Below are 24,970 nucleotides of genomic sequence, written 5' to 3' on the forward strand. Positions count from 1 at the left end.
GGATAATCGTGTCGGCGTCGTCAAGCTCCGGCAGCGGAGCGATCGGGCGCGGTGAACGAAGGATCGTATCTTCCGTGTCGCGCTCCACTCGCTAAGCCTATGCGGAGAATCGGCCGGTGCACCTGCGGCGCAGCCCGCGCCGTTATCGCGGGTCTGTGAAAATCTGCGAGATCTGCTCCGCTTGTTCGGCGGTCGGAGTGAAGGCCGTTGCCGCGGCAGCATTCTGGCGAATCTGGTCTGGCGTTGTCGCTCCCGCGATCACGCTGGCAAGCCCCGGCTGGGCCAACAACCATCCGAACGTCGCCTCGAGCATCGTGACGCCCCACGAGTCGACCAAGGCAGCGTATTTCTCCATCGCATCCCACGGTGCGTTCTCGAGAAGATGCGGGCGCTGGCGCATGATCCTGCTGTCGCTCGGCCCTCCTGCGCGGCTGAACTTGCCCGTGAACAGGCCGTTGTAGAGCGGAAAGTAGGGCAGAAAACCCAGGCCGAAAGCGTTCACCGCCGGGAGGACCTCGTTCTCAACTCCCCTGGCCAGAAGGCTGTATTCATTCTGGGCCGAGACGAAATGCGGGTGCCTCCCGATCTGTGCCGCGAACTCCGCTTCGGCGATCTGCCAGCCCGCCAGATTGGAGTGCCCGATGTAGCGAACCTTGCCCTCCGTGATGAGGTCATCGAGGACATCGAGCGTCTCCTCGATGGGGGTGAAGGGGTCTGGCGTGTGCAGCTGATAGAGGTCGATCCAGTCGGTCTGCAGCCGCCGCAGCGATCCTTCGACGGCCTGCCGCACATACCGTCTCGATGCCTTAGCCCCCCAGCTTGTGATCGGCGAATCGTAGTCGGCGTGCCCGAACTTGGTGGCGAGAACGACCTCGTCTCGACGCCCCTTTAGGGCCTCCCCCATGAACTCTTCGCTTCGACCAAATGAGTAGCCATAGATGTCAGCAGTATCGAGCAGAGTAATGCCGGCGTCGAGCGCGGCACCGAGCACCTGAGCGGTGCCTTCTGGACCCTCCGTGAAGGTTCCTGGCCTGCCGAAGTTGTTGCAGCCGAGCCCGATCGTGCTCACGCGAAGGCCAGACTTTCCCAAGGTGCGATATGAGATGCTCATATCTCTATCCTGCTGCGTGAAACGACGGCAGTGGGCATCCTCGACAGGTATTCCGATGGCGGCGTCGGCTCGGAATCGTCTCGCAATCGCAACCATGCAGTGCCTTGCGCGCGCACGGGGGCTGATATCTTGATGACCAGACAGAGGGGGAAATGCGGTGGCGATCGTGAACGACGATGACGCTGCACTCCGTCGACCACGACGCCCGCGGCGCCGTCTTCTCTCCAGCCTCATTGGGCTCGGCATCGTTGCCGCCCTGGCTGCGGGAGGCTCGTGGGTCGCCCTGCACCCACAGCCCCTCATTGATCAGGTCACCGTCTGGCAGTACGAGCCGGACGCCGTTATCGCCTCCCACGTGGAGCGCCTACAGCTCACCGACCACGGGCGCTTTCTCTACTATGCGAGCCGCCCCACCGTGAGCTCTGGTGAGCAGTTCAGCAGCGACTGCCCCAAAGACGACGACGAGCAGGCGTTTGGAATTCTCGGATGCTACCTGCACGCTGACAAGACCATCGTCGTCTTCGATGTCGTCGACGAGCGGCTCGACGGCACCGAAGAGGTCGTCGCGGCGCACGAGATGCTTCACGCCGCGTGGGACCGCATGGACGATGACGAGAAAGATCGCCTTGCCGTGCTGCTCGATGCCGAATACGAGCGCCTGACCAACGACCCGCGCTTCGCGGAGCGCATGGCCTTCTACGCCCGCAATGAACCGGGCCAGCGCGCGAACGAGCTGCATTCGATCGTGGGAACCGAGGCGACCGGCATCTCCGCGGAACTCGAAGAGCACTACGCCCAGTACTTTGAGGATCGCAGCGTCGTGACCGACCTGCACTCAGCATCCAACGCCGTCTTCGTTCAGTTGCAGCAACAGGCCGACTCGCTCGTGTCTCAGATGGAGACCCTTCGCACGACCACCGAGAGCGACTACAAGGCCTACACGTCGGGCTATGAGCAGCTCAACTCCGACATCGCCACGTTCAACAAGCGCGCGGAATCTGGCTTCTTCACAAGCCCTTCGGCGTTCGACCGGGCCCGCAGCCGCCTGATCGAGCGGGGTATCGAACTCGACGAGATGTTCGATTCCATTACGGCGCGTGCCGCAGAGTACGAGCGGCTCGCCGACGAGCTTGAAAGCATCAACACCACATCGGCAGAGCTGCAGCGCGGGCTGAACATCGGCGGCGAAGTGCAGCAAAAGTCCGACACTGCGGGTTAGTAAAGCGCCGTCAGGTTAGAGCTCTTCGCTCACCGGCCCGGCAAACTGGGCCTCGTAGAGCCGCGCGTAGGCACCCTCGGCATCGAGAAGCTGCTGATGCGTTCCCTTCTCCACAATCGCCCCCTGCTCCATCACCAGGATGAGGTCGGCATCTCGGATGGTCGACAGGCGATGAGCAATAACAAAGCTTGTGCGATCTGAGCGCAGCGCCGTCATGGCCTTCTGAACGAGGACTTCGGTGCGGGTATCGACACTGCTCGTCGCCTCATCGAGAATCAGCACGCTGGGGCGGGCAAGAAACGCTCGCGCGATCGTGAGCAGTTGCTTCTCCCCCGCGCTCACGTTGCTCGCGTCGTCATCGAGCACCGTGTCGTAGCCATCGGGCAGAGTGCGAACAAACCGGTCGACATAGGTTGCCGTCGCGGCCTCCACGATCTCCTGCTCCGTAGCATCGGGCCTGCCGTAGGCGATGTTCTCGCGAATCGTGCCGCCAAACAGCCACGTGTCCTGCAGCACCATTCCCATGCGCGATCGCAGCGCATCCCGAGTCATCGCCGCAATGTCAACGCCGTCGAGCGTGATGCGGCCGGAATCGAGTTCGTAGAACCGCATGATGAGGTTGACGAGCGTGGTCTTGCCCGCGCCCGTTGGGCCGACAATGGCCACCGTGTGGCCGGGCTCAACATCGAGAGTGAGATCGGTGATGAGCGGCCGGTCCGAAGTGTAGCTAAAGCTCACATGGTCAAAGACGAGCCGACCCTCCGTGGTTTCTGGCTCAACCGGGTCGGCGGGGTCTGGTGACTGTTCCGGCGCGTCCATGAGCTCGAACACCCGCTCGGCCGATGCCACCCCAGACTGCAGGAGGTTCGCCATGCTGCCGAGCTGCGTGAGCGGTTGGGTGAACTGCCGCGAATACTGGATGAAGGCCTGCACGTCGCCGATGCGCATGCTGCCCGATGCCACCTGCAGCCCTCCCACGACGGCGATGACCACATAGACGAGGTTTCCCACGAACATCATCGACGGCATGATGATGCCCGAAACGAACTGCGCACCAAAGCTTGCGCGATAGAGCTCGTCGTTCTTATCGGAGAACACCTCGCTCACCTCATGCTGACGCCCGAACACCTTAACCAGGGCGTGGCCGGTGAAGGCCTCCTCGATCTGCGCGTTGAGCTCACCCGTGTGCTTCCACTGGGCAACAAACAGCGGCTGGGAGCGTTTGGCGATTGTCGCGGTGATAACAATCGTGAGCGGGATGGTGACGAGCGAGATCACGGCAAGCAGCGGCGACACGATGAACATCATCACGAGCACGCCGATCACCGTGAGAAGCGAGGTCAGCAACTGGCTCAGCGTCTGTTGGAGGGTCTGCGAAATGTTGTCGATGTCATTCGTGACCCGGCTGAGCAGCTCTCCTCTCGGCATGCGGTCGAAGTAGCTCAGCGGCAGCCTGTTGATCTTGCTCTCTACGTCGTCGCGCAGCCGATAGACCGTGTGTTGCGTGACGACGTTGAGCACAAGCGCCTGCAACCAGCCAAACACCGACGAGAGGCAGTACAGCGCCAGCACCCAGAACAGCACTGTGCTGAGGGCGCCAAAATCAATGCCCTGGCCGGGTGTCAGTTGCATCCCGCTGAGCAGGTCGGCCATGGTGTCATCGCCCTGCGCGCGAAGGCCATCGATGATCTGCTGCTTACTAGCACCCTCCGGCAAATTCTTGGAGATTGCTCCCTCGAAGATGAGGTTCGTGCCCTCTCCCAGCAGCCGGGGCCCGAGCACAGTGAACACAACACTGAGCACCGAGAGGATGACGACCCCGACGATTCGCCAGAGCTCTGGGCGCAGGGTGCCAACGAGGCGTCGCGCCGATGGCCCAAAGTTCTTGGACTTCTCGGTGGGCATTCCTGCTCCGCCCATGGGGCCAGGGCCCCGAGCGGGACGAACGGGAGGCCGAACCGGGGCCTCTTCTGGCTCGCTCGCGTCGCTCGCCTGCGTGGTGCTCATGCCGCCTCCTCCGCTGCAAGCTGAGACGACACAATCTCGGCATACGTCTCTGACGACTCCAGCAGCTCGGCATGCGTGCCGATGCCCACAACCTCGCCGTTCTCCAACACCACGATCTGATCGGCATTCACGATCGTGGCAACGCGCTGGGCGACAATAATCATCGTGGCGTCGGCCATGGACTGCCGCAGCGCTAGCCGCAGCCGAGCATCCGTTGCCGTATCAAGCGCCGAAAACGCGTCGTCGAACACGTAGATCTCGGCTCGTTTGACGAGCGCCCTGGCTATCGCGAGCCTCTGCCGCTGCCCGCCAGAAACATTGGTGCCCCCCTGAGCGATGGGGGCATCGATTCCGCCCTCCATCTCGCGCACAAAGTGCTCGGCCTGCGCGATTCGCAGCGCCTGCCATAGCTCGTCGTCTGTGGCATCCGGGCGCCCATAGAGCAGGTTGCTGCGCACCGTGCCGGAGAAGAGATAAGGCCGCTGAGGGATGAACCCGATGCGGCTCCAGAGAACGGATGGTTCGATATCGCGAACATTGACGCCGTCGACGAGCACCTCTCCCCCGGTCGCATCGACAAGTCGAGGCAAGAGGTTGATGAGGCTCGTTTTGCCAGACCCTGTGCTCCCGATGATCGCCGTGGTGGTTGCGGGGGCAACGGAGAATGAAACGTTGCGCAGCACGGGCTCCTCTGCACCCGGGTAGGCGAACGTCGCATCCACCAGGTCAACCGTTCCCTGCTGTGGGAGCTCAACGACTCCGTCCGTCGGCGGCACCACCGACGACTCGGTGTCGAGCACCGCTCCGATGCGATCCGCGCTCACCGCTCCCCTCGGCAGCAATACCGCCATGAAGGTCGCCATCATCACCGCCATGAGGATTTGCATGAGGTACTGGAGAAACGCCATGAGCGTGCCCACCTCAAGAGTGCCGGCATCGACCTGCAGCCCGCCGAACCAGATGACCGCGACGCTCGACACGTTCATGACAAGCATCACCACGGGGAACATCAAGGCGAACAGGCGGCCCACCTGCAGCGCGACATCGGTGAGTTGCTGGTTCGCGTCGGCAAATCTGCGGGTCTCCATGTCTTCGCGCACAAACGCCCGCACCACCCGAATGCCGGTCAGCTGCTCGCGGAGCACCCTGTTGACAACGTCGATGCGCTTCTGCATCTTCTGGAACAGCGGCAGCATCCGCACGATGATCAGGCTGATGGCAACGAGCAGGATCGGGATGCTCACGGCCATAAGCCACGAGAGGCTCACATCCTGGCGCAGAGCCATGATGACTCCGCCGATCGCGAGGATGGGGGCAGAAACGAACAGTGTGCAGGTCATGAGCACGACCATCTGCACCTGTTGCACATCGTTGGTTGAGCGGGTGATGAGCGAGGGCGCGCCGAACTGTGCGACCTCCCGCTCCGAGAACGTGCCGACCCTGTCGAACACGGCTCCTCGAAGATCACGGCCCAGACCCATCGCGGCCTTGGCGCCGAAATAGACGGCGGTGACGGCGCATGCCACTTGCAGCAGGGTGACCAGCAGCATCACGCCACCCAGCTGAAAGATGTAGCCGATGTCGCCCTTGGCCACCCCGTTGTCGATGATGTCGGCGTTAAGACTTGGCAGGTAGAGAGATGCAAGCGACTGAGCCAGTTGAAAAACTACGACCCCGATGAGCAGGGACCGGTGCGGCGCCAAATAGCGACGCAAAATCTTGATGAGCATTGCACTCCTCGACGGAGATGCGCCCGTGTGGGCGCCCGCACACCCGCGGAGAACGGATGCTCGACAAGACTAAGCGCAGGTCGGTCTCTCTCGGCGGATTTAGCCAGAGACCAACAGATTAGACACGGGTTTTGCACTGCGCAGATCGGTCTCGATAGCGCTGGCGGCATCGCGCAACGGGCCAGCCACGCGAGCCCGAAAGTCCTCGGCTGTGCTCTCGACGGCGTGACCAGAAACGTTAATGGCCGCGATCGTGCGCCCTCGCCCGTCGGTTATTGCTACGGCCATTGACCGAAGCCCCACCTCGAGTTCCTGGTCGATGAAGGCGTAGCCGGAGCTTCGCACCTTCTCCAGCTCCCTGGTGAGGGCATCTGCCGAGACGATCGTGGCAGGGGTGCGAGCGGATAGCGGCTCCCCCGCGATGCGCTCGGTTGCTTCGGCGACGGGCAGAGCAGCCAGCAGAACGCGTCCCATCGAGGTGGCATAGGCCGGAAAGCGTGTTCCGATGCTGATGGCGACGCTCATGATGCGCTTCGTGGGAACGCGGGCGACGTAGACGATGTCGGTGCCGTCGAGCACGGACGCCGAGGTCGACTCCTGGACAGCGGCCGCAAGCCGCTCCAGGTGCGGCTGGGCGATCTCGGGCAGGCTCAAGCCGGAGAGGTAGCTGTAGCCGAGGTCGAGCACCCTCGCCGTGAGTGCAAAGTTTTTGCCGTCAGTGCGCACATATCCAAGCTCGACGAGGGTGTGCAGAAAACGGCGTGCTGTGGCCCGGCTCAGCTCAGTGCGCCGGGCCACCTCACTCAATGTCATTTCAGGGTTCTCGCCATCGAAGGCACGGATGACCGCGAGACCGCGCGCGAGGGACTGCACCGATGCGCTCGGTGCCTCCCGCCCTGCGGTGCCATCATCCATCGACGAGTTCCCCTCCACGGCGGTAGAGCCTATGCCTCGAGCACTACGGCGAGGCCTTGGCCAACGCCGATGCAGATCGCAGCAACACCGATTCCACCACCGCGGCGACGCAGAGCGTGCGCGAGGTGGCCGATGATGCGGCCGCCGGATGCTCCGAGCGGGTGACCGATCGCGATAGCTCCGCCGTCGACATTGACCTTCTCGGGGTCAAGCTCTGGCCACAGCTTGAGGCAAGCCAGGCTCTGCGCGGCGAAGGCCTCGTTGAGCTCGACCAGGTCGACGTCTGCCCAGGTGCGGCCGGCGCGGGCGAGAGCCCGGTTGGCCGCCTCGACGGGCGCGATTCCGAAGATGTCGGGGTCGTTGGCAAAAACGCCGCGGCCCGTGATGCGCGCCAGAGGCTCGACTCCGGGGACCGCGTTCTCACCACCGATGAGCACAGCGGATGCGCCGTCGTTGAGAGGCGAGGAGTTGCCGGCGGTAACCGTGCCGTTCTCCTTGCGGAACGCAGGCTTGAGACCAGCGAGCGCCTCGACCGACGAGTCGGCGCGGATGCCCTCATCGCGAACGAGATCGACTCCGGGAACGGGAACGACCTCTGCATAGCGGCCAGCATCCCAGGCTGCTGCGGCGTTGCGGTGGCTGCGCACAGCAAACTCGTCCTGTTCCTCGCGCGAAATGTCGTAGCGCTCCGCGAGGATCTCGGCGGTCTCGCCCAGCGATACCGTCCACTGCTTCGGCATCTTGGGGTTGACGAGGCGCCACCCCAGCGTGGTGGAAACGAGCGTCTCGTTGCCAGCGGGGAAGGTGCGCGAAGGCTTGGGCAGCACCCACGGCGCCCGGCTCATCGACTCGACACCGCCGGCGAGCACGAGGTCGGCGTCCCCGACCTCGACGGCGCGGCTGGCCTGGATAACGGCGTCGACGCCCGAACCGCACAGGCGGTTAATTGTCGTGCCAGAAACCGAGGTCGGGAACCCGGCCAGCAGCGCCGACATCCTGGCCACATTGCGGTTCTCTTCACCGGCACCGTTGGCGTTGCCGAACACGATGTCATCGATCTTTGCGGCGTCGATGCCATTGCGCTCAACGATCGACGACATGACGACGGCGCCAAGGTCGTCGGGGCGCACCTCGGCAAGGGACTTGCCGTAGCGGCCGAACGGCGTGCGGACCGCGTCGTAAACGTAGCTGTTACCCATCAGCGTGCATCCTTCAATTCGAGTCCTGTGAGCTCCCGGAGCTCGTCGATTGTGGTGTCACCGAAGGTCTCGATGACGCTCGCACCCTCTGCGCCCAGGGCGAAGACGGCACGGTCAGTGTAAAGCCGGGTGACGCATCCGATGCCCGTGACCGGGTAGGTGAGCTCCTTGACGAGCTTGGAGGTGCCCGTCTTGGTCGTCAGCTCCATGAGCACGTAGACATCCTTCGCGCCGGTGGCCAGATCCATGGCTCCACCAACGGCCGGAATGGCGTCGGGTGCACCCGTGTGCCAGTTGGCGAGATCGCCCGTCTCCGAAACTTGGAAGGCGCCGAGAACGCACACGTCGAGGTGGCCTCCGCGCATCATCGCGAACGAGTCCGCGTGATGAAAGAAGCTTGACCCCGCCAGCTCGGTTACGGGGATCTTGCCCGCGTTCATGAGGTCCTGGTCGATCTCGTCGCCAACGGCGGCCGGTCCCATCCCGAGCATGCCGTTTTCGGTATGCAGGATGACCTCACGGTCACTCGGAAGGTAGTCAGAGATCTTGGTGGGAAGGCCGATTCCGAGGTTCACATAAGCGCCCTCGGGGATATCGCGGGCAACGCGCTCCGCCATCTGGTCGCGATTCAATCCGCTCACTGGGCTGCTCCTTCTGAAACGGCGGCATTCGACTCGATCTGCACGAGTCGCTTGACGAAGATGCCGGGGGTGACCACGGCCTCGGGGTCGAGCTCGCCGAGCTCGACGATGCGGTCGACCTGCACAATGCTGAGCTTGGCGGCCGTGGCCATGATCGGCCCAAAGTTGCGCGCCGTCTTGCGGTAGATGAGGTTGCCCCACCGGTCGCCTGCGACCGCCTTGATGAGGGCGACATCGGCGTGGATGGGCGCCTCAAGCACGTAGTTGCGGCCGTCGATGACGCGGGTTTCTTTGCCTTCGGCCAGGGTTGTTCCATAGCCGGTCGGCGTGAAGAACCCTCCGATGCCAGCACCAGCGGCACGGATGCGCTCGGCGAGATTGCCCTGGGGAACAAGCTCAAGCTCGAGCTTGCCCGCGCGGTAGAGCTCGTCGAACACGTGCGAGTCGGACTGGCGCGGGAACGAGCAGATGACCTTGCGAACGCGACCGGAGGCGAGCAGGGCGGCGATGCCCGTGTCGCCGTTACCAGCGTTGTTGCTGATGATGGTGAGGTCGGTGGCCGACGACGACTCAAGGAGCGCATCGATAAGTTCGACCGGCTGCCCGGCGACGCCGAAGCCTCCGATCATGACGGACGAGCCGTCCTGGATGCCCGCAACGGCCTCAGCCGTGCTGGCGACAATTTTCGAGATCATCTGTGCGTAGTGCTCCTTCGTGGTGCGGTGCCGACGGCCTGGGTCGCCAGGGCTGAGATAGGACGTGCGTTCGCATGGCGAACAAGCGTTCGCTTTGCAAACATCCTTCTTCGAAGGTACTCACATCCATGACCCGGGTCAACCGAGAAGCACCCGGCAGCACAAAACCCGCCCCTCGCTGACGCAGGGGGGCGGGCTCGGCGTGGGGCACGCTAGTCGGTGGGCGGCTCTTCTTCGAAGACAGCCTTGACCACGGCGAACGCGGAGTTAGCCGCTGGCACACCGCAGTAGATCGCCGACTGCAGAACAACCTCAACGATCTCGTCTCGCGTCAGGCCATTGCGCTGCGCCGCCCGCAGGTGCATCGCCAACTCGTCATAGTGACCGTGAGCGATGAGCGCGGTCATCGTTGCGACACTGCGCATCTTGCGGTCGAGGCCCGGGCGGGTCCAGATCTCCCCCCACGCATAGCGTGTGATCAGATCCTGATAGTCGGCGGTTGCCGGCACGATTCCATTGGTCGCCCTGTCGACGTGCGTCGCGCCGAGCACCTGGCGGCGCACCGCCATTCCCTCGTCGTAGCTGTCCTGATTGGTGCGCCCTTCGCGTGCCATGTCACTCGCCTTTCGTCGCGTCGGTGTGATGTTCGCCAGAGAAGAAGTCAATGAGCTCGGTCGCAACAACCTGAGGGCTCTCGATCGGGGCCAGATGAGCCACACCCGCGATCTGCACGCCACGGCCATGCTGCACATTCTCGGCAACCGAGCGCGCCTCATCCGTCGCGATTACCGGGTCCAGCTCGCCCCACAGAGCAAGAATCGGAACAGAGATCTCGGCCAGGCGCGGACGGATGTCGCTCACGGCGAGAGCCTCGCAGCACAGGGCATAACTCTCGTCGTCGGCAAAGGCGAGCGCACGGAGCAGGGCGCCTGCGGCATCGGGCTGCGCATCGATAAAGCCGGGCGCAAACCAGCGCTCCGCGGAACCGGCGACGAGTGCCGGAGTTCCCTGCACCCTCACCATCGCAGCGCGATCGCGCCAGGCCTCTTCTGAACCGACCTTGGCCGACGAGCAGATGATCGACGCACCATCCACAACGTCCGGATGACGCAGGGCAAGCTCCAGGGCAACCTGGCCGCCGAGCGAGACGCCGGCGTAAAAGAAGTGCTCGAAGCCGGCATCCGCTGCCGTGGCGACCACGGCATCCGCAAGCTCCGCGACCGTGAACGAATCCGTGGCCGCCGGCGAATCGCCGTGGCCTGGCAGGTCGACGCTCAGGATCGTGAAGTGCTCCTTGAGCAGCGGCACCGCGCGGCTCCACAGAATCGTCGAGGTTCCGAGCGATTGGCCCAGAACAAGCGCGGGACCGCTACTCCCCTCGACACGAACGCCTGTCAGTCGGGGAATGGTCATTACTGCTCCTTGCGTAGTGCTGATCGTGCCGATTCGATGGCACGATCGATTATGAGGTCGTTGTCGCCCACGTATTGGGCGGGGTCGAGGGAGTCGGCGAGGCTCTGGTCGGAGACATTGGCTAGCGCAGGTTCCGCCCTCAGCAGCGCGCCGAGGTCGACAGTGGGGTCCACCGCCTGAGCGGTGACCAGCTCCTGCAGCCTGTCTCGCCCAACAAGAGGGCCGTACTCGAGCATGAGCCGCTCGCTCACAACGAGCGATCCGCTCATGCCCAGATTGCGGAGCATGGCGGTCGGGAACACGCGCAGCCCTGAGGTGAGCTCGGCCGCGAGCCCCGCGGCACCGCCGACAAGTCTCACCAACTCGCGAGTCGCCTGCCACTCCGCGTGCCACGCCCCATCCGGCCTCTCATCGACGGCCAGTGCGCTGCGCTGAACCTCCGCGGCGAGGCCCGGCGACTGACGGGCCGCCGAGTGGATGAGAACGCTCAGCACGGGGTTCTGCTTCTGGGGCATGGCCGACGAGCCACCGCGGCCCGCAGCAGAGGGCTCGCCCAGCTCACCGAACTCGGGGCGGACCATCAGGAGAACATCGACGGCGATCTTGCCGAGCGCACCGCCGACCTGGGCGAGTGCCGATGCAAGCTGCACCACGGCAGATCGCTGCGTTTGCCACGGGATCGAGCGCGCGAGACCTAGGCGGTCGGCGACGGCATCCGACACCGCAAGCCCCGTGCCGACTTCGCCGATAACCGAGTACGAGGCGAGTGTGCCGCCTGCGCCGCCCCACTGCAGCGGCAACTCGGCGACGGCACGGTCGAGCGCGACGGAGGCGTGCGCAACGCCGGCAAGCCAGCCTGCGGCCTTGAGCCCGAACGTGCTGGGCACCCCGTGCTGCGTCAGGGTGCGGGACACCATCAGGGTTGAGCGGTGCGAGTCCGCAAGAGAGGAGAGGGAGTCGATCACAGCGGCGAGATCGCTGCGTGCTGTCACGAGCGCACGCTGCGCCACGAGCATGAGGGCGGAGTCCTGGATGTCCTGGCTTGTCGCACCGCGGTGCACCCACACGGCTGCCGCAGCATCCTCGGCAGCAACGGCCGCCCGCAGGTCTTTCACCAGCGGGATGATGGGGTTTCCCCCCGACCGCGATCGAGCGGCGAGCGACGCGACATCGATATCGAGAGAGTCAACGACGCGGGCAATGAGCGCTCCCGTGCCGTCCGGCGCAAAGCCGAGTTCCTGCCAGGCATAGGCGAGGGCCACCTCGACGTCGAGCATTGCCGCAACTATCGCGGCATCGGATGTCGCCGCCGCGACAGGTGTGCCAGCCCACTGCGGGGAGAGCAAGCCGACGTCGGCGACATCCGATCCGTTAGTCACGTGTATTAGTCCTTCTGTCGATGCTCAATGAACACCGTCTCGTTGTCACCCTGCATGTGGATGTCGAAACGGATGTTGCCCTGCTCGTCGCGGGTTGTCATCAGGGTACCGGCGCGGTCACCGAGCGAGGCGAGGAACGCGTCGTCGGCGATGCTGCCAGAAGCCTCCGGCAGGTAAGCGCGGGTGAAAACCCGGTCGAGAAGGCCGCGCGCAAAAACGGTGACCATGAAGAACGGCAGCGCGCCCTCCGCGGTTGCCCCCGGCTCAACGGTCGTGAACGAGAACAGCCCGTTGTCGTCGACCGACGTGCGGCCGAATCCGGTGAAGCTGTAGCCGTCGCGGCGAAGCGAGCCTTCGGCGGTAGGAACGGCGCCGTTCTCGTCGGCCTGCCACAGTTCGATCAGGGCGTCGGGAATGGGATTGCCCTGGCCATCGAACAGGTGGCCGTAGAACCGGACGGCACCGGGGTGCGTGCGGTCGACGAGACGCTCGCCGCCCTCAAAGGGAAGGGCGTAACCGAAGAACGGTCCCACCGTCTGGCCAGGTGTAGGAGCAAGCTTGGTCATCAGTGGTCACCCTCCTCGGGCTCAGTCCAGGTGCGCTGCGAACCGTTGAGAACGATATCCCACTGGTATCCGAGCGCCCACTCCGGCGAGGTCACCGAGTGGTCATACTTTGCGATCAGGCGATCGCGGGCGTCCTGGTCAACGATCGACTGATAGATCGGGTCGAGCGCGAACAGCGGGTCATTGGGAAAGTACATCTGGGTCACGATGCGCTGCGTGAACGCGGTGCCGAAGACCGAGAAGTGAATGTGGGCGGGACGCCACGCATTCGTGTGGTTGCGCCACGGGTAGGGCCCTGGCTTGATTGTCTGAAAACGGTAGACGCCGTTCTCGTCGGTGATCGTGCGGCCCGTTCCCGTGAAGTTGGGGTCAAGGGGTGCCGGGTGCTGGTCACGCTTGTGCACGTACCGGCCTGCGGAGTTCGCCTGCCACACCTCAATGAGCTGCCCGGGGACAGGGCGTCCGTCGCCGTCGAGCAGACGACCGGTCACGACCATCCGCTCGCCGAGGGGCTCGCCGTTGTGCTGGATGGTGAGGTCGGATTCGACCCAGGTCACGTCACGGTGGCCAAAGGCGGGCGAGTGGAGCTCGATCGTCTCGGGGTCGGCCAGCGTTGCGCTCTTGGTAGGGCTGCGCAGGATGCTGCTGCGGTACGGCGCGTAGTCGAGCCGTGCGGTCGTCTCGACGGGAGCGCCTGCGGCGACGCCGTCGCGGTACTCCTGTTCGATGGCCTGCATCTCGTCGTTGATTTCGGCCTGGGTTGCGGTGGTCGCCAGAGGGTCCGTCGCGCGGATCGGCCCCTGGGCGTTGTCATCTGGGGTAGAGGTGGTCTCTGTCACGCGCCCAGCGTGGCAGGCCGCCCGTGAGAAACCAACCACTTCTTCTCACTCAGTGGAAAGAAACATTGCTCATGCTTCACCGCCAGCGCACGGCGGTATGGAACAGGTCACGCCAGCGGCGGCGGCCGCCATCCAGGCTGACCCCCAACGCATCAGAAACTCCGGATGCCGCCTCCTTGAGAAGCGGAACCATCCGTCTCATATCGGCGCGATTAAGATGTGACACCAGGCCAACGGCGGCGTATGGCGGTCCATCCGAGACGAAGATCGGCACCGCAACGGACGCGTTTCCGAGGGTCATCTCTTGGTGAGCCATGCTGAAACCCGAGCGCCGAATCTCTGCGAGTTCTGCCCTCAGCGCCTGCTCGTCAACGCGCGAATGCACTGTGGCTCTTCGCAGCGGGCGAGCGAAAAATGCATCGAGAAAGTCGTCGTCCTGAAACGCGAGAAGTGACTTTCCTACCCCCGTCGTATGCAGGGGAAGCCGCCCGCCCATGCGGCTGATGGTAGGCACGGATCGCTGGCCCACGAGGCGCATGGCATAGAGTGCTTCGCCCTCATCCAGGATCGCGAGATGCACGTTCTCGCCCGACGCCTCATAGAGGCTCAGCAAATACGGCAGCGCGATCTCTCTAAAACGAAGGCTCACCGCCGCTAACTCGCCGCGTTCCCAGAGCCCCGTGCCAATCGAGTAGCGCTGTCCGTCTCGATCGAGCATCCGCTCGGCCACCATCTCGGAGGCGATGCGATGTGCGGTCGCGACCGGGAGCCCGGCACGATGGGCCAGCTCCGAGATTGTGAGGGAGTCATGGTCCTCGTCAAAGGCATGAAGCACGCGATTGACGCGCGCGATCATCGATTCGCCCCGTGCCTCCGCCATAGGCCAATGCTACCGATCGGGCTCAGGCGAGCTGCGCGCCAACCGCGTTGCGCACCACGAGTTCGAGCTCGCCCGGTTTGCCCGGCGCCAGCGCGTAGCCGCTGTCCGCCGCCCATTCAAGCAGCGATGCGGCATTCGGATGCTCAATGCCGGCCTCGATGATGGCCCGCGTAAACTCGCCCTTGCCCTTTTTGTTGAAGTGATTGAGCGCACGGGTTCGGCCGGTTCCGTCGTCGGCCACTACCCGCAAATACAACGAATCTGGTCGCGACGGGGCGGGCCCGAGCGCGGAATACGCCTCCGAACGCAGGTCGAGGATGAGCCCGCTCCGTTCGGCGAGAACGGCCGAAATAGGTGCCGCCCAGATCTTCTTGAGCGATAGCCCCGGGAGCTTGGAGTCGTGGGAGAGCCGGTAGGCCGGGATCGGATCGAGCGCGCCGACCAGACCGAACAGTGCCGAGTGCACCGCCACCGTTGCGCCCGCAAATTCGCGCTCCGCGGCGGTCAGCGTCTCGGCTCCTAGGCCATCGAACAGCACTCCCGTGAACCGGTCCAGCGCTGGCATCACGGGTGATGACGCGACCACGGTGTTGCGTTCGAGTTCGTCACGCTGGCGGGCGCCCACCTTGAGAGCCGCACCCATTGCGTCGAGGTCCCCGCCAAACTCGCCCAGCGCAGCGAGAACCCGCTCGCGAATGGGCGTCAGGGCGGAGAAACTCAAAAGCCCCGGGTCGAGCCGCGTTCCCTCTTCTCCCCCGGCCCGTTTGGACTCGGAGGGAGGCAGGATCAGCAGCATCGACGCCGGGGCGGTTTCGAATAGCTAAATTAGGCGTTCGTCAGCGCAGCGTGCCGCGCGACGATCGTGACGGTGTTGTGCTCCACCGAGAGGAATCCCTCAGAAGCATCGGCCGTCACTGAGCTGCCGTCACCAAGGGTGATGCGCACCTCTCCCGATCCGAGGATCGCGAGCATTGGCGCGTGACCGGGCAGAAGACCGATCTCACCCTCGGTGGTGCGAGCAACCACCATCGTGCCCTCGCCCGACCAGACTTCCTGGTCGGCCGAGACAAGGCTGATGTTGAGCACGGCCATGATTAGCCGTTCTCCTTCTGAATCTTGGCCCACTGCTCTTCGACGTCGGAGATGCCACCGACGTTGAAGAATGCCTGCTCGGCCACGTGGTCGAACTCGCCCTTGGCAATGGCGTCGAACGACTCGATGGTCTCCTTGAGCGGAACCGTCGAACCCTCAACACCGGTGAACTTCTTCGCCATGTAGGTGTTCTGCGACAGGAACTGCTGGATGCGACGTGCGCGAGCAACGGTGATCTTGTCTTCTTCAGAGAGCTCGTCAACGCCGAGGATCGCGATGATCTCCTGCAGTTCCTTGTTCTTCTGGAGGATCTGCTTGACCGTCGTAGCAACGCGGTAGTGGTCCTCGCCTAGGTAGCGGGGGTCCATGATGCGGCTGGTGGAGGTCAGCGGGCCGATGGCCGGGTCCAGACCCTTCGACGCGATCTCACGGCTGAGCTCAGTCGTGGCGTCGAGGTGGGCGAATGTGGTCGCCGGAGCCGGGTCGGTGTAGTCATCGGCAGGCACGTAGATGGCCTGAAGCGACGTGATCGAGTGTCCACGGGTCGAGGTGATGCGCTCCTGGAGGATACCCATCTCGTCGGCCAGGTTGGGCTGGTAACCCACGGCGGACGGCATACGACCGAGAAGCGTCGACACCTCGGAACCGGCCTGGGTAAAGCGGAAGATGTTGTCGATGAAGAGCAGAACGTCCTGCTTCTGCACGTCACGGAAGTACTCCGCCATCGTCAGCGCCGACAGGGCGACTCGAAGACGCGTTCCCGGCGGCTCGTCCATCTGGCCGAAGACAAGGGCTGTCTTGTCGAAGACGCCAGCTTCTTCCATCTCGTGGATGAGGTCGTTGCCCTCACGGGTACGCTCACCAACACCGGCGAATACCGAAACTCCACCGTGGTCCTGCGCAACGCGCTGGATCATCTCCTGGATCAGAACGGTCTTACCAACACCGGCACCACCGAAGAGGCCGATCTTTCCACCCTGCACGTAAGGCGTGAGGAGGTCGATCGACTTGATGCCGGTCTCGAAGAGCTCGGTCTTCGACTCAAGCTGGTCGAAGGCCGGGGGCTTGCGGTGAATCGGCCAGCGCTCGGTGATCTCGATCGTCTCGCCGGGAGCTGCGTTCAGCACCTCACCGATGACGTTGAAGACCTTGCCCTTGGTGACGTCGCCGACGGGAACCGAGATAGCGGCACCGGTGTCGCGCACCTCCTGGCCACGAACGAGTCCGTCAGTCGGGTTCAGGGCGATGGCGCGGATGAGGTCGTCGCCGAGGTGCTGAGCAACCTCAAGCGTGATCTCGTGTGCCTCGCCGGCCATCGTGACCGTGGTCTTGAGGGCGTTGTAGATGCCGGGAATCGAGTCGTGAGGGAACTCGATGTCGACGACCGGGCCGGTAACGCGGGCTACGCGTCCGACACCAGCCGAGGCGACCGGAACAAGCGCGGCAGAAGCCTTCTTGGACGCGGCCGGCTTCTTGGCTGCTGGCTTCTTTGAAGCGGGGGCTGTAGTAGTCATTGCTTCCCTGTTCTCTCTTACTTCGAACCCGATAGGGCGTCGGCGCCGCCCACGATCTCGGAAATCTGCTGGGTAATTTCAGACTGGCGGGCGTTGTTGGCCAGTCGCGTGTAGTCCTTGATGAGGTTGTCGGCGTTGTCGCTTGCCGACTTCATCGCCTTCTGAGTTGCAGCGTGCTTGGCCGTGGCCGACTGCAGCATCGCGTTGAAGATCCGGCTCTCGATGTAGACGGGCAGGAGGCCGTCGAGCACGTCGCCGACCTCAGGCTCGAACTCGTAAAGCGGGAATACTTCGCCCTCGGTCGGCTCCTCGACACCCTCGACAACTTCGAGGGGAAGCAGACGCACAACCTCTGGAGTCTGGGTGAGCATGCTGACGAAGCGGTTGAAGACGATGTGGATCTCGTCCACGCCACCCTCAGATGCCGGGGCAACAAAGGCCTCGACCAGTGCGTCACCGATCTCGCGGGCAGTGTCGAACACGGGGTTGTCGGTTTCGCCAACCCAGCTGCGCGCAAAGGCCCGCTTGCGGAACGCGAAGTACCCAACGGACTTGCGCCCGACCAGGTAGTAGACAACGTCCTTGCCCTGGCTGCGCAGAAGCGACGCCAGCTCCTCGGCCTCGCGGAGCACGTTCGAGTTGAACGCGCCCGCGAGTCCGCGGTCCGAGGAGAAGATGACGACCGCTGCGCGCTCGACCTTCTCAGGCTCGGTGGTGAGGATGTGGTCGACATTCGAGAACGTGGCGACCGCCGATACCGCACGCGTAATTGCTCGCGAATACGGAGCCGATGCGGCCATCCGCGCCTGCGCCTTGGCAATACGCGAGGCGGCGATCAGCTCCATGGCTCGAGTGATCTTCTTGGTCGTCTGAGCAGATTTAATCTTCTGCCGGTAGACCCGAAGTTGCGCTCCCATGTATCTCTCTCTGTCCTAGTTCGGTGAAGGTCGCCGTTAGCGCTTCTGCTTGACGATCTTTTCCTGGTTGACGTCCTCAGCCTCAAGCTCAGTGAACTCTTCGCGGCCAGCGGAGATGAGCGGCTTGCCCTCACCCGTCTGGAACTCGAGCTTGAACTTGTCGACTGCCGCAGCGAGATCCGCAGCGGTGTTGTCGTCCAGAACGTTGGTGTCGCGAAGCGTGTCGAGAACCTTGGTGTTGCGACCGAGGTAGTCGAGCAGCTCGCGCTCGAAGCGGAGGATGTCCTCTACAGGGACCTCGTCGAGCTTGCCGTTGGTGCCAGCCCAGATCGATACGACCTGGTCCTCGACGGGGTACGGCGAGTACTGCGGCTGACGCAGCAGCTCGGTGAGGCGCTCACCGCGGGCCAGCTGACGACGGCTCGCAGCATCCAGGTCAGACGCAAACAGCGCGAATGCCTGGAGCGAGCGGTACTGGGCAAGCTCAAGCTTGAGCGTTCCCGATACCTTCTTGATGGACTTGACCTGAGCGTCGCCACCGACTCGCGAAACCGAGATTCCCACGTCGACCGCAGGACGCTGGTTGGCGTTGAAGAGGTCGGACTGGAGGAAGATCTGGCCGTCGGTGATGGAGATCACGTTGGTCGGGATGTAGGCAGAAACGTCGTTTGCCTTGGTCTCGATGATCGGAAGACCGGTCATCGAGCCTGCGCCCAGCTCGTCGGAGAGCTTGGCACAACGCTCCAGCAGACGGGAGTGTAGGTAGAACACGTCACCGGGGTAAGCCTCGCGTCCCGGCGGGCGACGCAGAAGAAGCGAAACAGCACGGTAGGCCTCGGCCTGCTTCGACAGGTCATCGAAGATGATGAGCACGTGCTTGCCGCCGTACATCCAGTGCTGGCCGATGGCCGAACCGGTGTAGGGAGCAAGGTACTTAAAGCCGGCGGGGTCAGACGCGGGAGACGCGACGATTGTCGTGTACTCAAGCGCGCCAGCCTCTTCGAGCGCGCCCTTGACGGCGGCGATCGTTGAGCCCTTCTGGCCGATGGCAACGTAGATGCAGCGAACCTGCTTGTTGACGTCGCCGGACTCCCAGTTGGCCTTCTGGTTGATGATCGTGTCGATCGCGATGGCCGTCTTACCGGTCTGGCGGTCGCCGATGATGAGCTGACGCTGGCCGCGGCCGATCGGGATCATGGCGTCGATCGCCTTGATTCCAGTCTGCATGGGCTCGTGGACCGACTTGCGGGCCATAACGCCAGGAGCCTGAAGCTCGAGTGCGCGGCGGGCCTCAGAGGCGATCTCGCCGAGACCATCGATGGGGTTACCCAGCGGGTCGACAACGCGGCCGAGGTAGCCATCACCGACGGGAACAGAAAGGACCTCACCGGTGCGGGTCACCTCCTGGCCAGCCTCGATGCCGCTGAACTCACCGAGCACAACAACACCGATTTCGCTCTCGTCGAGGTTGAGCGCGAGGCCCAGGGTGCCGTCCGCGAACTTGATGAGCTCGTTGGCCATGACTCCGGGGAGTCCTTCGACGTGAGCGATGCCGTCAGCGGCATCCACGACGTGGCCGACCTCGGTGGTCGATGCCTGCGTTGGGTCGTAGGACTTGACGAAATCCTTGAGGGCGTCGCGGATTTCATCCGGGCTGATCGTTACGTCTGCCATTTACGTTTCCTTGTCTTCTCGGCACCTTGCGGTGCCGTTGGCTTGAATGCCGGGTCAGCCGGCGAGTTGCAGTCTGAGGTCGGCGATGCGCGATGCAACACTGCCGTCGATGATGTCGTTGCCGATGGCAACGCGAACTCCACCGACAAGGGCAGGGTCGACCACGAGGTTCAGCGTGACAGCGCGGCCGTAGCGGACCGTGAGGGCCTTCTGCAGCTTGGTGCGCTGTCGGGCGCCGAGCGGTGCCGCCGTCGTAACGGTGGCGATAGCCGAGCCCTTCTGGTCTGCGATAGTCGAGGTGGACTCGGTGATCAGCTGACCGATGCGGCGGCCGCGAGGCTGCTGCACCAGGTGGCGAACGACCGCAAGCGTCTCCGCAGAAACCCTCCCGGTGAGAAGCGAGTCGACGAGCTCAGCCTTGGCCTCTGCCTTGCCGAGCTTGCTGCCGATCGCTAGTTCAAGCTCGGGGTTAGCAGCGACAACGTCGGCGAAGGAGAACAACTCCCCCTCGATGTCGACCGTTGAGGGCGCCGCGGAGGCGACCGCACGGAGGCCGAGATCTTCGATTCCCGCGAGAAGGTCGTCGACCGACGACCACCGTGCAGAAACAACGGTGCCGAGCAGGGCCATAGCGTCTGCACTCAACGATGAACGAAAGACTGCCTTGAGGGCAGCGACCTTCTCATCGGGTGAGCCAGAAGCATCGGCCACGAGCGTGCGCAGCTGAAGCGAGCTTCCGATCACACGGCCCGCGGAGAAGAGATCCTCCGCGAGGCCGAGTGTGACCTTCGTTACGCCAGCAAGCGCCGCGCGCGATGTCGCGGTAGCTTCACGTGTCGCTGAACCCATTTACTTTCCTGCGCTCTTTGCTTCGGAAGCCTCGAGGTCGGCAAGGAAGCTGTCGACGAGTGCCGATGCCTTCTTGTCGTCACTCAGGCTCTGGCCGATGACACCCGACGCGAGGTCGAGTGCAAGCGAGCCAACTTCGCTACGAAGCGAAACGAGAGCGGCCTGGCGCTCTGCCTCGATCTGAGCGGAAGCGTTGGATGTGATCCTTGCGGCCTCGGCCGTGGCCTGCTCCTTGAGCTCGCTGAGGATCTTGGTGCCGTCGAGACGGGCCTGCTCACGAATCTTGCCAGCTTCGGCGCGAGCTTCTGCGAGCATCTCGTTGTACTTCTCGAGCTGCGCGCTGGCCTCTGCCTGTGCTGCCTCGGCCTTCGCGATGCCACCCTCGATGACCGCAGTGCGCTCGTCGAGCATGGTCGTGACCTTAGGAAGAACAACCTTCCAGAAGACCAGCAGGATGACGACGAAGCATACGGCAGACCAGACGATGTCGTAGGTCGCCGGAATAAGCGGATTAGGCGTAGCCTCCTCCGCGGCGATTACCAGTGCGTCAAGCATTGAGATTCCTTAGGTGGTGAAGATGAAGTACGTTGCGATACCGATGAACGCGAGGGCCTCGGTGAAGGCGATACCGATGTACATGAGTACCTGGAGCTTGCCCTGCAGCTCAGGCTGGCGTGCGACCGACTCGATGGTCTTGCCGACGACGATACCTACGCCGATGGCCGGGCCGATCGCGGCGAGGCCATAGCCCACGGTCGCGATGTTTCCGCTGAGTTCAGCAACGGTTGTTACGTCCACGTTGTGTTTTCCTTCCATGAGGTGAACCGGGCGGTCGCCCGATCCCTTGGTGCGTAGTCAGTGGTGCTTAGTGCTCGTCCGCCAGCGCAAGCTGGATATAGACAGCGGTCAGGATCGTGAAGACATATGCCTGCAGGGCCGCAACCAGAATCTCGAAGAACGAGAAGGCAAGTCCGAACGCGAGGGTTCCCACACCGAAGAGGGGGAAGAGACCTTGCGTCGAGAAGAAGAAGAACTGAGTTGCCGCAAAGAAGAGCACGAGCAGAAGGTGGCCGACGACCATGTTCATCATGAGTCGCAGCGTGTGCGTCACAGGGCGAACGATGAAGGTCGAGACGAGCTCGATCGGCGTCACGATGATGTAGAGCACCGGAGGAACTCCGGGCGGGAACAACGAATTGCGCAGGAACTTGCCGGGGTGCTTCTTGAGACCCGCGTAGATCCACGTGACGTAGGCCACAAGGGCGAGCACGAGGGGAACACCGATCACGGATGTTCCTGCGATGTTGAGACCCGGCACGATTCCCGTGATGTTCATCGCCAAGATCATGAAGAAGAACGTCGTGAGGATGGGAAGGAAGCGCTTGCCGTCCTTCTTGCCGAGGAGATCCTCAGCGATACCGACGCGAACGAAGTCGAGTCCGTATTCGATGAGGCCCTGGCCGCGACCGGGGACGAGCCTCAGGTTGCGAGTGCCGAGCCAAAAGACCAGAACGATGAGCAACGTCATGAGGACGCGAATCATCATGATGCGGTTCATGGCGAACGGCGTGCCCTCGAAGAGGACGATGTCGGGGAAGAACTCCATGATCGAGGGACCGTGGAATCCACCATCGTCCCCGGAGCCGCCTGTGGCGAACGGGATGAACCTTGTCAGAGCGTTTACTAGCAGCTCTATCTCCAGAATCCGGGCGTCAGGAAACGCGGTGACGAAAGGGGGGGGTTGTTCGAAATCACTCTATCAATAGATGAAGGCATGAGAGTACACTCACCGACCTTCTGGCCCCTCAGATTGCTCTCCTGGCAGCGAAACATCGCTGACATAGGGCATCCGGGACTTTGCAATAACGACAACATCGACCACGAGTGTGCCCAAGACGGCCACAACGAGGCTCAAGAAGAGAACCTGGGTGTTGATCCAGGGCTGATCCTTGAGCACAAAAATCAGCACCAAGAAAATTACGAACTTAAGCAGCCATGCGCCCATGACGATCGCAAAAAAGACGACCATCTCGTAACGGGTGGCGATGATGATGCTGAGCGACGTGATGCCGAGGAACACCATGGCGATTCCGGCACCGGCGATGGCACTGATGACGCCGGGCGTTCCCGCGACGAGATAACCGATCACAGAGCCCACGACAGCGATCGCCGCCGCGAGGATGGCGCCGGAGACGAGGGCGCGTTTCAGAACGGGAACAGAACTACTCATGGTGCTTCCTTAGGACGGAGGGCGGCATCCACAGCTGCTGGATCGCCGGGCTCCCTAACGTTGGACGCCTCGTCAAGAGGATCGAGGCGCGGGTCGATCACGGAGTCAGACCCCGGTTTAGCTAGCTGCACGCGCGCTTCTATGCGCTTGCGACGGGTGAGAGGGGCCAACGTGAACCAGGCGCTCAGGACAAAGCCCAGCGAAACAAAGGCGATCGCGACCCATGCCGGAACGAGCATGAACAGCAGGCAGCCGATGGCAACGACGGCGGTCCACGAATAGAAGATCAGCACGGCATGAAAATGCGAGTGCCCCATGTCGAGCAATCGGTGGTGAAGATGCTGCCGGTCAGCGGAGAACGGCGATTTGCCCGCACGAAGGCGTCGGAAGACGGCAAGGGCGAAATCGAGCAGTGGCACGATGAGAATCGCGAAGGGCAGCAGGATCGGGATGAAGGCCGGCAGCAGCTGGCGCCCCGAGGCGAGTGCACCGGGGTCGACCTGGCCGGTGACCGAGATGGCCGACGCCGCCATCAGCAGGCCAACGAGGAGCGCGCCGGCATCGCCCATGAACAACTTGGCCGGATGCCAGTTGAGCGGGAGAAATCCGATGCATGCGCCGGCAAGCACCGCGGTGATGAGCGAGGCGAGGTTGAAGTACTCCGACTCCCCCACACCGTTGGAGAGGATGTACGTGTAGATAAAGAACACGCTGCTGGCGATGAGCGCGACCCCGGCCACGAGGCCATCGAGCCCGTCGATGAAGTTGACGGCGTTCATCACGAGCACCACGGCGAGCACCGTGATCACGAGGCCCGTGACGGGAGGGATGATCGTGATTCCGCCGATCGGCACGGTGACGAGTTGCACGCCCTGCCAAACCAGCAGCCCTGCCGCCAGGATCTGGCCGGTGAGCTTGGTCATCCAGTCGAGATCCCAGATGTCGTCGGCAACACCGAGCGCCACGATTACGAACGCTGCCCCGAGAAGGGCGAGCACCGGTCTCGGGTTGGCGAAAATCAGGTGAAAGCGGTCGAGCTGCGATGCGACAGCAAAGGCGACAATGACGCCGAAGAACATCGCAATGCCGCCAAGGCGAGGCGTCGGCGTGGTGTGCACGTCACGCTCCCGGATGCCGGGGTACAGCTTGAAACGATGGCTCAGTTTAAGAATGATGAACGAGAGCACGAAGGTGACGAGGGCAGAGACACCGCCGACGAGCACATAGAAAACAATTCTCATGCGGTTGCGCCATCCGCCGGGGTCGAATCATCCGACACCGCCGCGATAGCCGCATAGATCGCTTCGTCGGAGATGGCTCCGTGGCGAACGATGCGAATCTCTCCCCCTGAACCGAGTGCCGTTGCATCGACGATCGTGGAACTCGCGGTGCCTCCGACTCCCCCGTCGAGATAAACCTCGACAGAATCGCCGAGCATGTCGCGCGCCTCGCTCACCGTCACGGCGGCGGGCTGTCCCGTGAGATTGGCCGATGACACGGCGAGGGGTCCCGTCTCGGCCAGCAGCTCAAGAGCGACACGATCGGCAGGCATGCGCAGGGCGACAGTTCCTGCCGTATCGCCAAGATCCCATTGCAGGGACTCCCGCGCCGGAAGAATCACGGTGAGGGCTCCGGGCCAAAACTCATCGACGAGCGCTCGCACCTCGTCGGGGACATCCTCAGCGAGAGCATCGAGGGTTGCAAGACTGGGAATAAGAACGGGTGGCGGAGACTGCCGGCCCCGGCCTTTGGCATCCAATAGCCGCTGCACCGCTGCAGGGTTGAACGCATCGGCAGCGACGCCGTAGACGGTGTCGGTGGGCATGACAACGAGAGCGCCGCGAGAGATGGCCTTGCGCGCGAGTCGCATGCCGCTGAGGAGCTCTGTGGGATCGGAGCAATCGTGAATGGTCGCCATATCGCCGCCAATCCTACCCGTCGGCACTCGACAGAAGCCGGGAGGGCACGGCGGATAGAGGCATCGAGTTGATCACAACTGGGCGGGCGGGTGCCGAGCGGCTACCGCAGCGCCGTTGTCGCGCGGTCACGGCCGAGCAGGTCGGGATGCGTCGAGATCGCCGACCAACCATCGGCCCTGAG

The 24,970-nt window shown here is 63.4% G+C and carries 26 protein-coding genes; 1 reads left to right on the forward strand and 25 read right to left on the reverse strand.

What is annotated here, in order from left to right:
- Positions 1-142: 142 nt before the first annotated feature.
- On the reverse strand, positions 143-1,111 hold the full coding sequence (locus tag AC062T_RS08150; RefSeq protein WP_476029002.1) for an aldo/keto reductase: 969 nt from the start codon (positions 1,109-1,111) through the stop codon (positions 143-145).
- Between the two features lie 166 nt (positions 1,112-1,277).
- On the opposite strand from AC062T_RS08150, the gene AC062T_RS08155 reads away from it, so the two are divergent.
- On the forward strand, positions 1,278-2,330 hold the full coding sequence (locus AC062T_RS08155) for a hypothetical protein (RefSeq protein WP_476029004.1): 1,053 nt from the start codon (positions 1,278-1,280) through the stop codon (positions 2,328-2,330).
- Positions 2,331-2,345: 15 nt separating this feature from the next.
- On the opposite strand, the gene AC062T_RS08160 is transcribed toward AC062T_RS08155, so the two are convergent.
- The 24 genes from AC062T_RS08160 to AC062T_RS08275 all read right to left on the reverse strand — a co-directional run bounded on the left by AC062T_RS08160 (position 2,346) and on the right by AC062T_RS08275 (position 24,788).
- The gene (locus AC062T_RS08160; RefSeq protein ID WP_476029006.1) at positions 2,346-4,337 is read right to left on the reverse strand and encodes an ABC transporter ATP-binding protein; all 1,992 of its coding nucleotides are present in this window, start codon (positions 4,335-4,337) and stop codon (positions 2,346-2,348) included.
- Entirely contained in the window at positions 4,334-6,067 is a 1,734-nt protein-coding gene (locus AC062T_RS08165) for an ABC transporter ATP-binding protein (protein WP_476029008.1), read from the reverse strand. Before AC062T_RS08165 ends, AC062T_RS08160 begins: the two co-directional genes overlap by 4 nt.
- 99 nt (positions 6,068-6,166) lie before the next feature.
- Positions 6,167-6,982 (reverse strand): IclR family transcriptional regulator domain-containing protein, encoded by an 816-nt coding sequence (locus AC062T_RS08170; RefSeq protein WP_476029010.1) that lies wholly within the window; start codon positions 6,980-6,982, stop codon positions 6,167-6,169.
- Positions 6,983-7,011: 29 nt separating this feature from the next.
- Positions 7,012-8,181, reverse strand: coding sequence for a thiolase family protein (locus AC062T_RS08175; protein ID WP_476029012.1), 1,170 nt, complete (start codon positions 8,179-8,181; stop codon positions 7,012-7,014).
- Positions 8,181-8,798 carry a 3-oxoacid CoA-transferase subunit B gene (locus AC062T_RS08180; RefSeq protein WP_108518776.1) on the reverse strand — a complete coding sequence of 206 codons (618 nt, stop codon included), beginning with the start codon at positions 8,796-8,798 and terminating at the stop codon, positions 8,181-8,183. The genes AC062T_RS08175 and AC062T_RS08180 overlap by 1 nt, the downstream gene beginning before the upstream one ends.
- A 20-nt stretch (positions 8,799-8,818) precedes the next feature.
- Positions 8,819-9,517, reverse strand: coding sequence for a 3-oxoacid CoA-transferase subunit A (locus AC062T_RS08185; RefSeq protein WP_476029014.1), 699 nt, complete (start codon positions 9,515-9,517; stop codon positions 8,819-8,821).
- A 212-nt stretch (positions 9,518-9,729) separates the two neighbouring features.
- Positions 9,730-10,131: a 4-carboxymuconolactone decarboxylase gene (pcaC, locus tag AC062T_RS08190; RefSeq protein ID WP_476029016.1), complete on the reverse strand. Its 402-nt coding sequence runs from the start codon at positions 10,129-10,131 to the stop codon at positions 9,730-9,732.
- Between the two features lies 1 nt (position 10,132).
- Positions 10,133-10,930 (reverse strand): alpha/beta fold hydrolase, encoded by a 798-nt coding sequence (locus tag AC062T_RS08195; RefSeq protein ID WP_476029018.1) that lies wholly within the window; start codon positions 10,928-10,930, stop codon positions 10,133-10,135.
- On the reverse strand, positions 10,930-12,309 hold the full coding sequence (locus AC062T_RS08200; RefSeq protein ID WP_476029020.1) for a lyase family protein: 1,380 nt from the start codon (positions 12,307-12,309) through the stop codon (positions 10,930-10,932). Before AC062T_RS08200 ends, AC062T_RS08195 begins: the two co-directional genes overlap by 1 nt.
- Positions 12,310-12,314: 5 nt before the next feature.
- Positions 12,315-12,875 carry a protocatechuate 3,4-dioxygenase subunit alpha gene (gene pcaG, locus AC062T_RS08205; protein WP_108998438.1) on the reverse strand — a complete coding sequence of 187 codons (561 nt, stop codon included), beginning with the start codon at positions 12,873-12,875 and terminating at the stop codon, positions 12,315-12,317.
- Positions 12,875-13,624: a protocatechuate 3,4-dioxygenase subunit beta gene (gene pcaH, locus AC062T_RS08210; RefSeq protein ID WP_476029039.1), complete on the reverse strand. Its 750-nt coding sequence runs from the start codon at positions 13,622-13,624 to the stop codon at positions 12,875-12,877. The genes pcaG and pcaH overlap by 1 nt, the downstream gene beginning before the upstream one ends.
- A gap of 166 nt (positions 13,625-13,790) precedes the next feature.
- Entirely contained in the window at positions 13,791-14,594 is an 804-nt protein-coding gene (locus AC062T_RS08215) for an IclR family transcriptional regulator (protein ID WP_476029022.1), read from the reverse strand.
- A gap of 22 nt (positions 14,595-14,616) precedes the next feature.
- Entirely contained in the window at positions 14,617-15,390 is a 774-nt protein-coding gene (locus AC062T_RS08220) for a YaaA family protein (RefSeq protein WP_476029024.1), read from the reverse strand.
- Positions 15,391-15,419: 29 nt separating this feature from the next.
- Positions 15,420-15,686 carry a F0F1 ATP synthase subunit epsilon gene (locus AC062T_RS08225; protein ID WP_108515740.1) on the reverse strand — a complete coding sequence of 89 codons (267 nt, stop codon included), beginning with the start codon at positions 15,684-15,686 and terminating at the stop codon, positions 15,420-15,422.
- A 2-nt stretch (positions 15,687-15,688) separates the two neighbouring features.
- Entirely contained in the window at positions 15,689-17,200 is a 1,512-nt protein-coding gene (atpD, locus tag AC062T_RS08230) for a F0F1 ATP synthase subunit beta (protein WP_476029026.1), read from the reverse strand.
- A gap of 17 nt (positions 17,201-17,217) precedes the next feature.
- Positions 17,218-18,117, reverse strand: a complete 900-nt coding sequence (locus AC062T_RS08235) for a F0F1 ATP synthase subunit gamma (protein ID WP_108515736.1) — start codon at positions 18,115-18,117, stop codon at positions 17,218-17,220.
- Positions 18,118-18,153: 36 nt separating this feature from the next.
- The gene (gene atpA / locus AC062T_RS08240; protein WP_108515735.1) at positions 18,154-19,791 is read right to left on the reverse strand and encodes a F0F1 ATP synthase subunit alpha; all 1,638 of its coding nucleotides are present in this window, start codon (positions 19,789-19,791) and stop codon (positions 18,154-18,156) included.
- 54 nt (positions 19,792-19,845) lie between these two features.
- The gene (locus tag AC062T_RS08245; protein WP_476029029.1) at positions 19,846-20,640 is read right to left on the reverse strand and encodes a F0F1 ATP synthase subunit delta; all 795 of its coding nucleotides are present in this window, start codon (positions 20,638-20,640) and stop codon (positions 19,846-19,848) included.
- Complete coding sequence (locus tag AC062T_RS08250) at positions 20,641-21,195, reverse strand: F0F1 ATP synthase subunit B (protein ID WP_476029031.1); 555 nt, start codon at positions 21,193-21,195, stop codon at positions 20,641-20,643.
- 9 nt (positions 21,196-21,204) lie between these two features.
- Positions 21,205-21,438: an ATP synthase F0 subunit C gene (gene atpE / locus AC062T_RS08255; protein WP_476029033.1), complete on the reverse strand. Its 234-nt coding sequence runs from the start codon at positions 21,436-21,438 to the stop codon at positions 21,205-21,207.
- Between the two features lie 67 nt (positions 21,439-21,505).
- Positions 21,506-22,246 (reverse strand): F0F1 ATP synthase subunit A, encoded by a 741-nt coding sequence (gene atpB / locus AC062T_RS08260; RefSeq protein ID WP_476029035.1) that lies wholly within the window; start codon positions 22,244-22,246, stop codon positions 21,506-21,508.
- A 180-nt stretch (positions 22,247-22,426) separates the two neighbouring features.
- Complete coding sequence (locus AC062T_RS08265; protein ID WP_476029037.1) at positions 22,427-22,870, reverse strand: hypothetical protein; 444 nt, start codon at positions 22,868-22,870, stop codon at positions 22,427-22,429.
- On the reverse strand, positions 22,867-24,105 hold the full coding sequence (locus tag AC062T_RS08270) for an MraY family glycosyltransferase (RefSeq protein ID WP_476029041.1): 1,239 nt from the start codon (positions 24,103-24,105) through the stop codon (positions 22,867-22,869). The genes AC062T_RS08265 and AC062T_RS08270 overlap by 4 nt, the downstream gene beginning before the upstream one ends.
- A 2-nt stretch (positions 24,106-24,107) precedes the next feature.
- On the reverse strand, positions 24,108-24,788 hold the full coding sequence (locus AC062T_RS08275; protein ID WP_108515721.1) for an L-threonylcarbamoyladenylate synthase: 681 nt from the start codon (positions 24,786-24,788) through the stop codon (positions 24,108-24,110).
- Between the last annotated feature and the right edge of the window lie 182 nt (positions 24,789-24,970).

The sequence above is a fragment of the Homoserinimonas sp. genome (assembly GCF_056262345.1).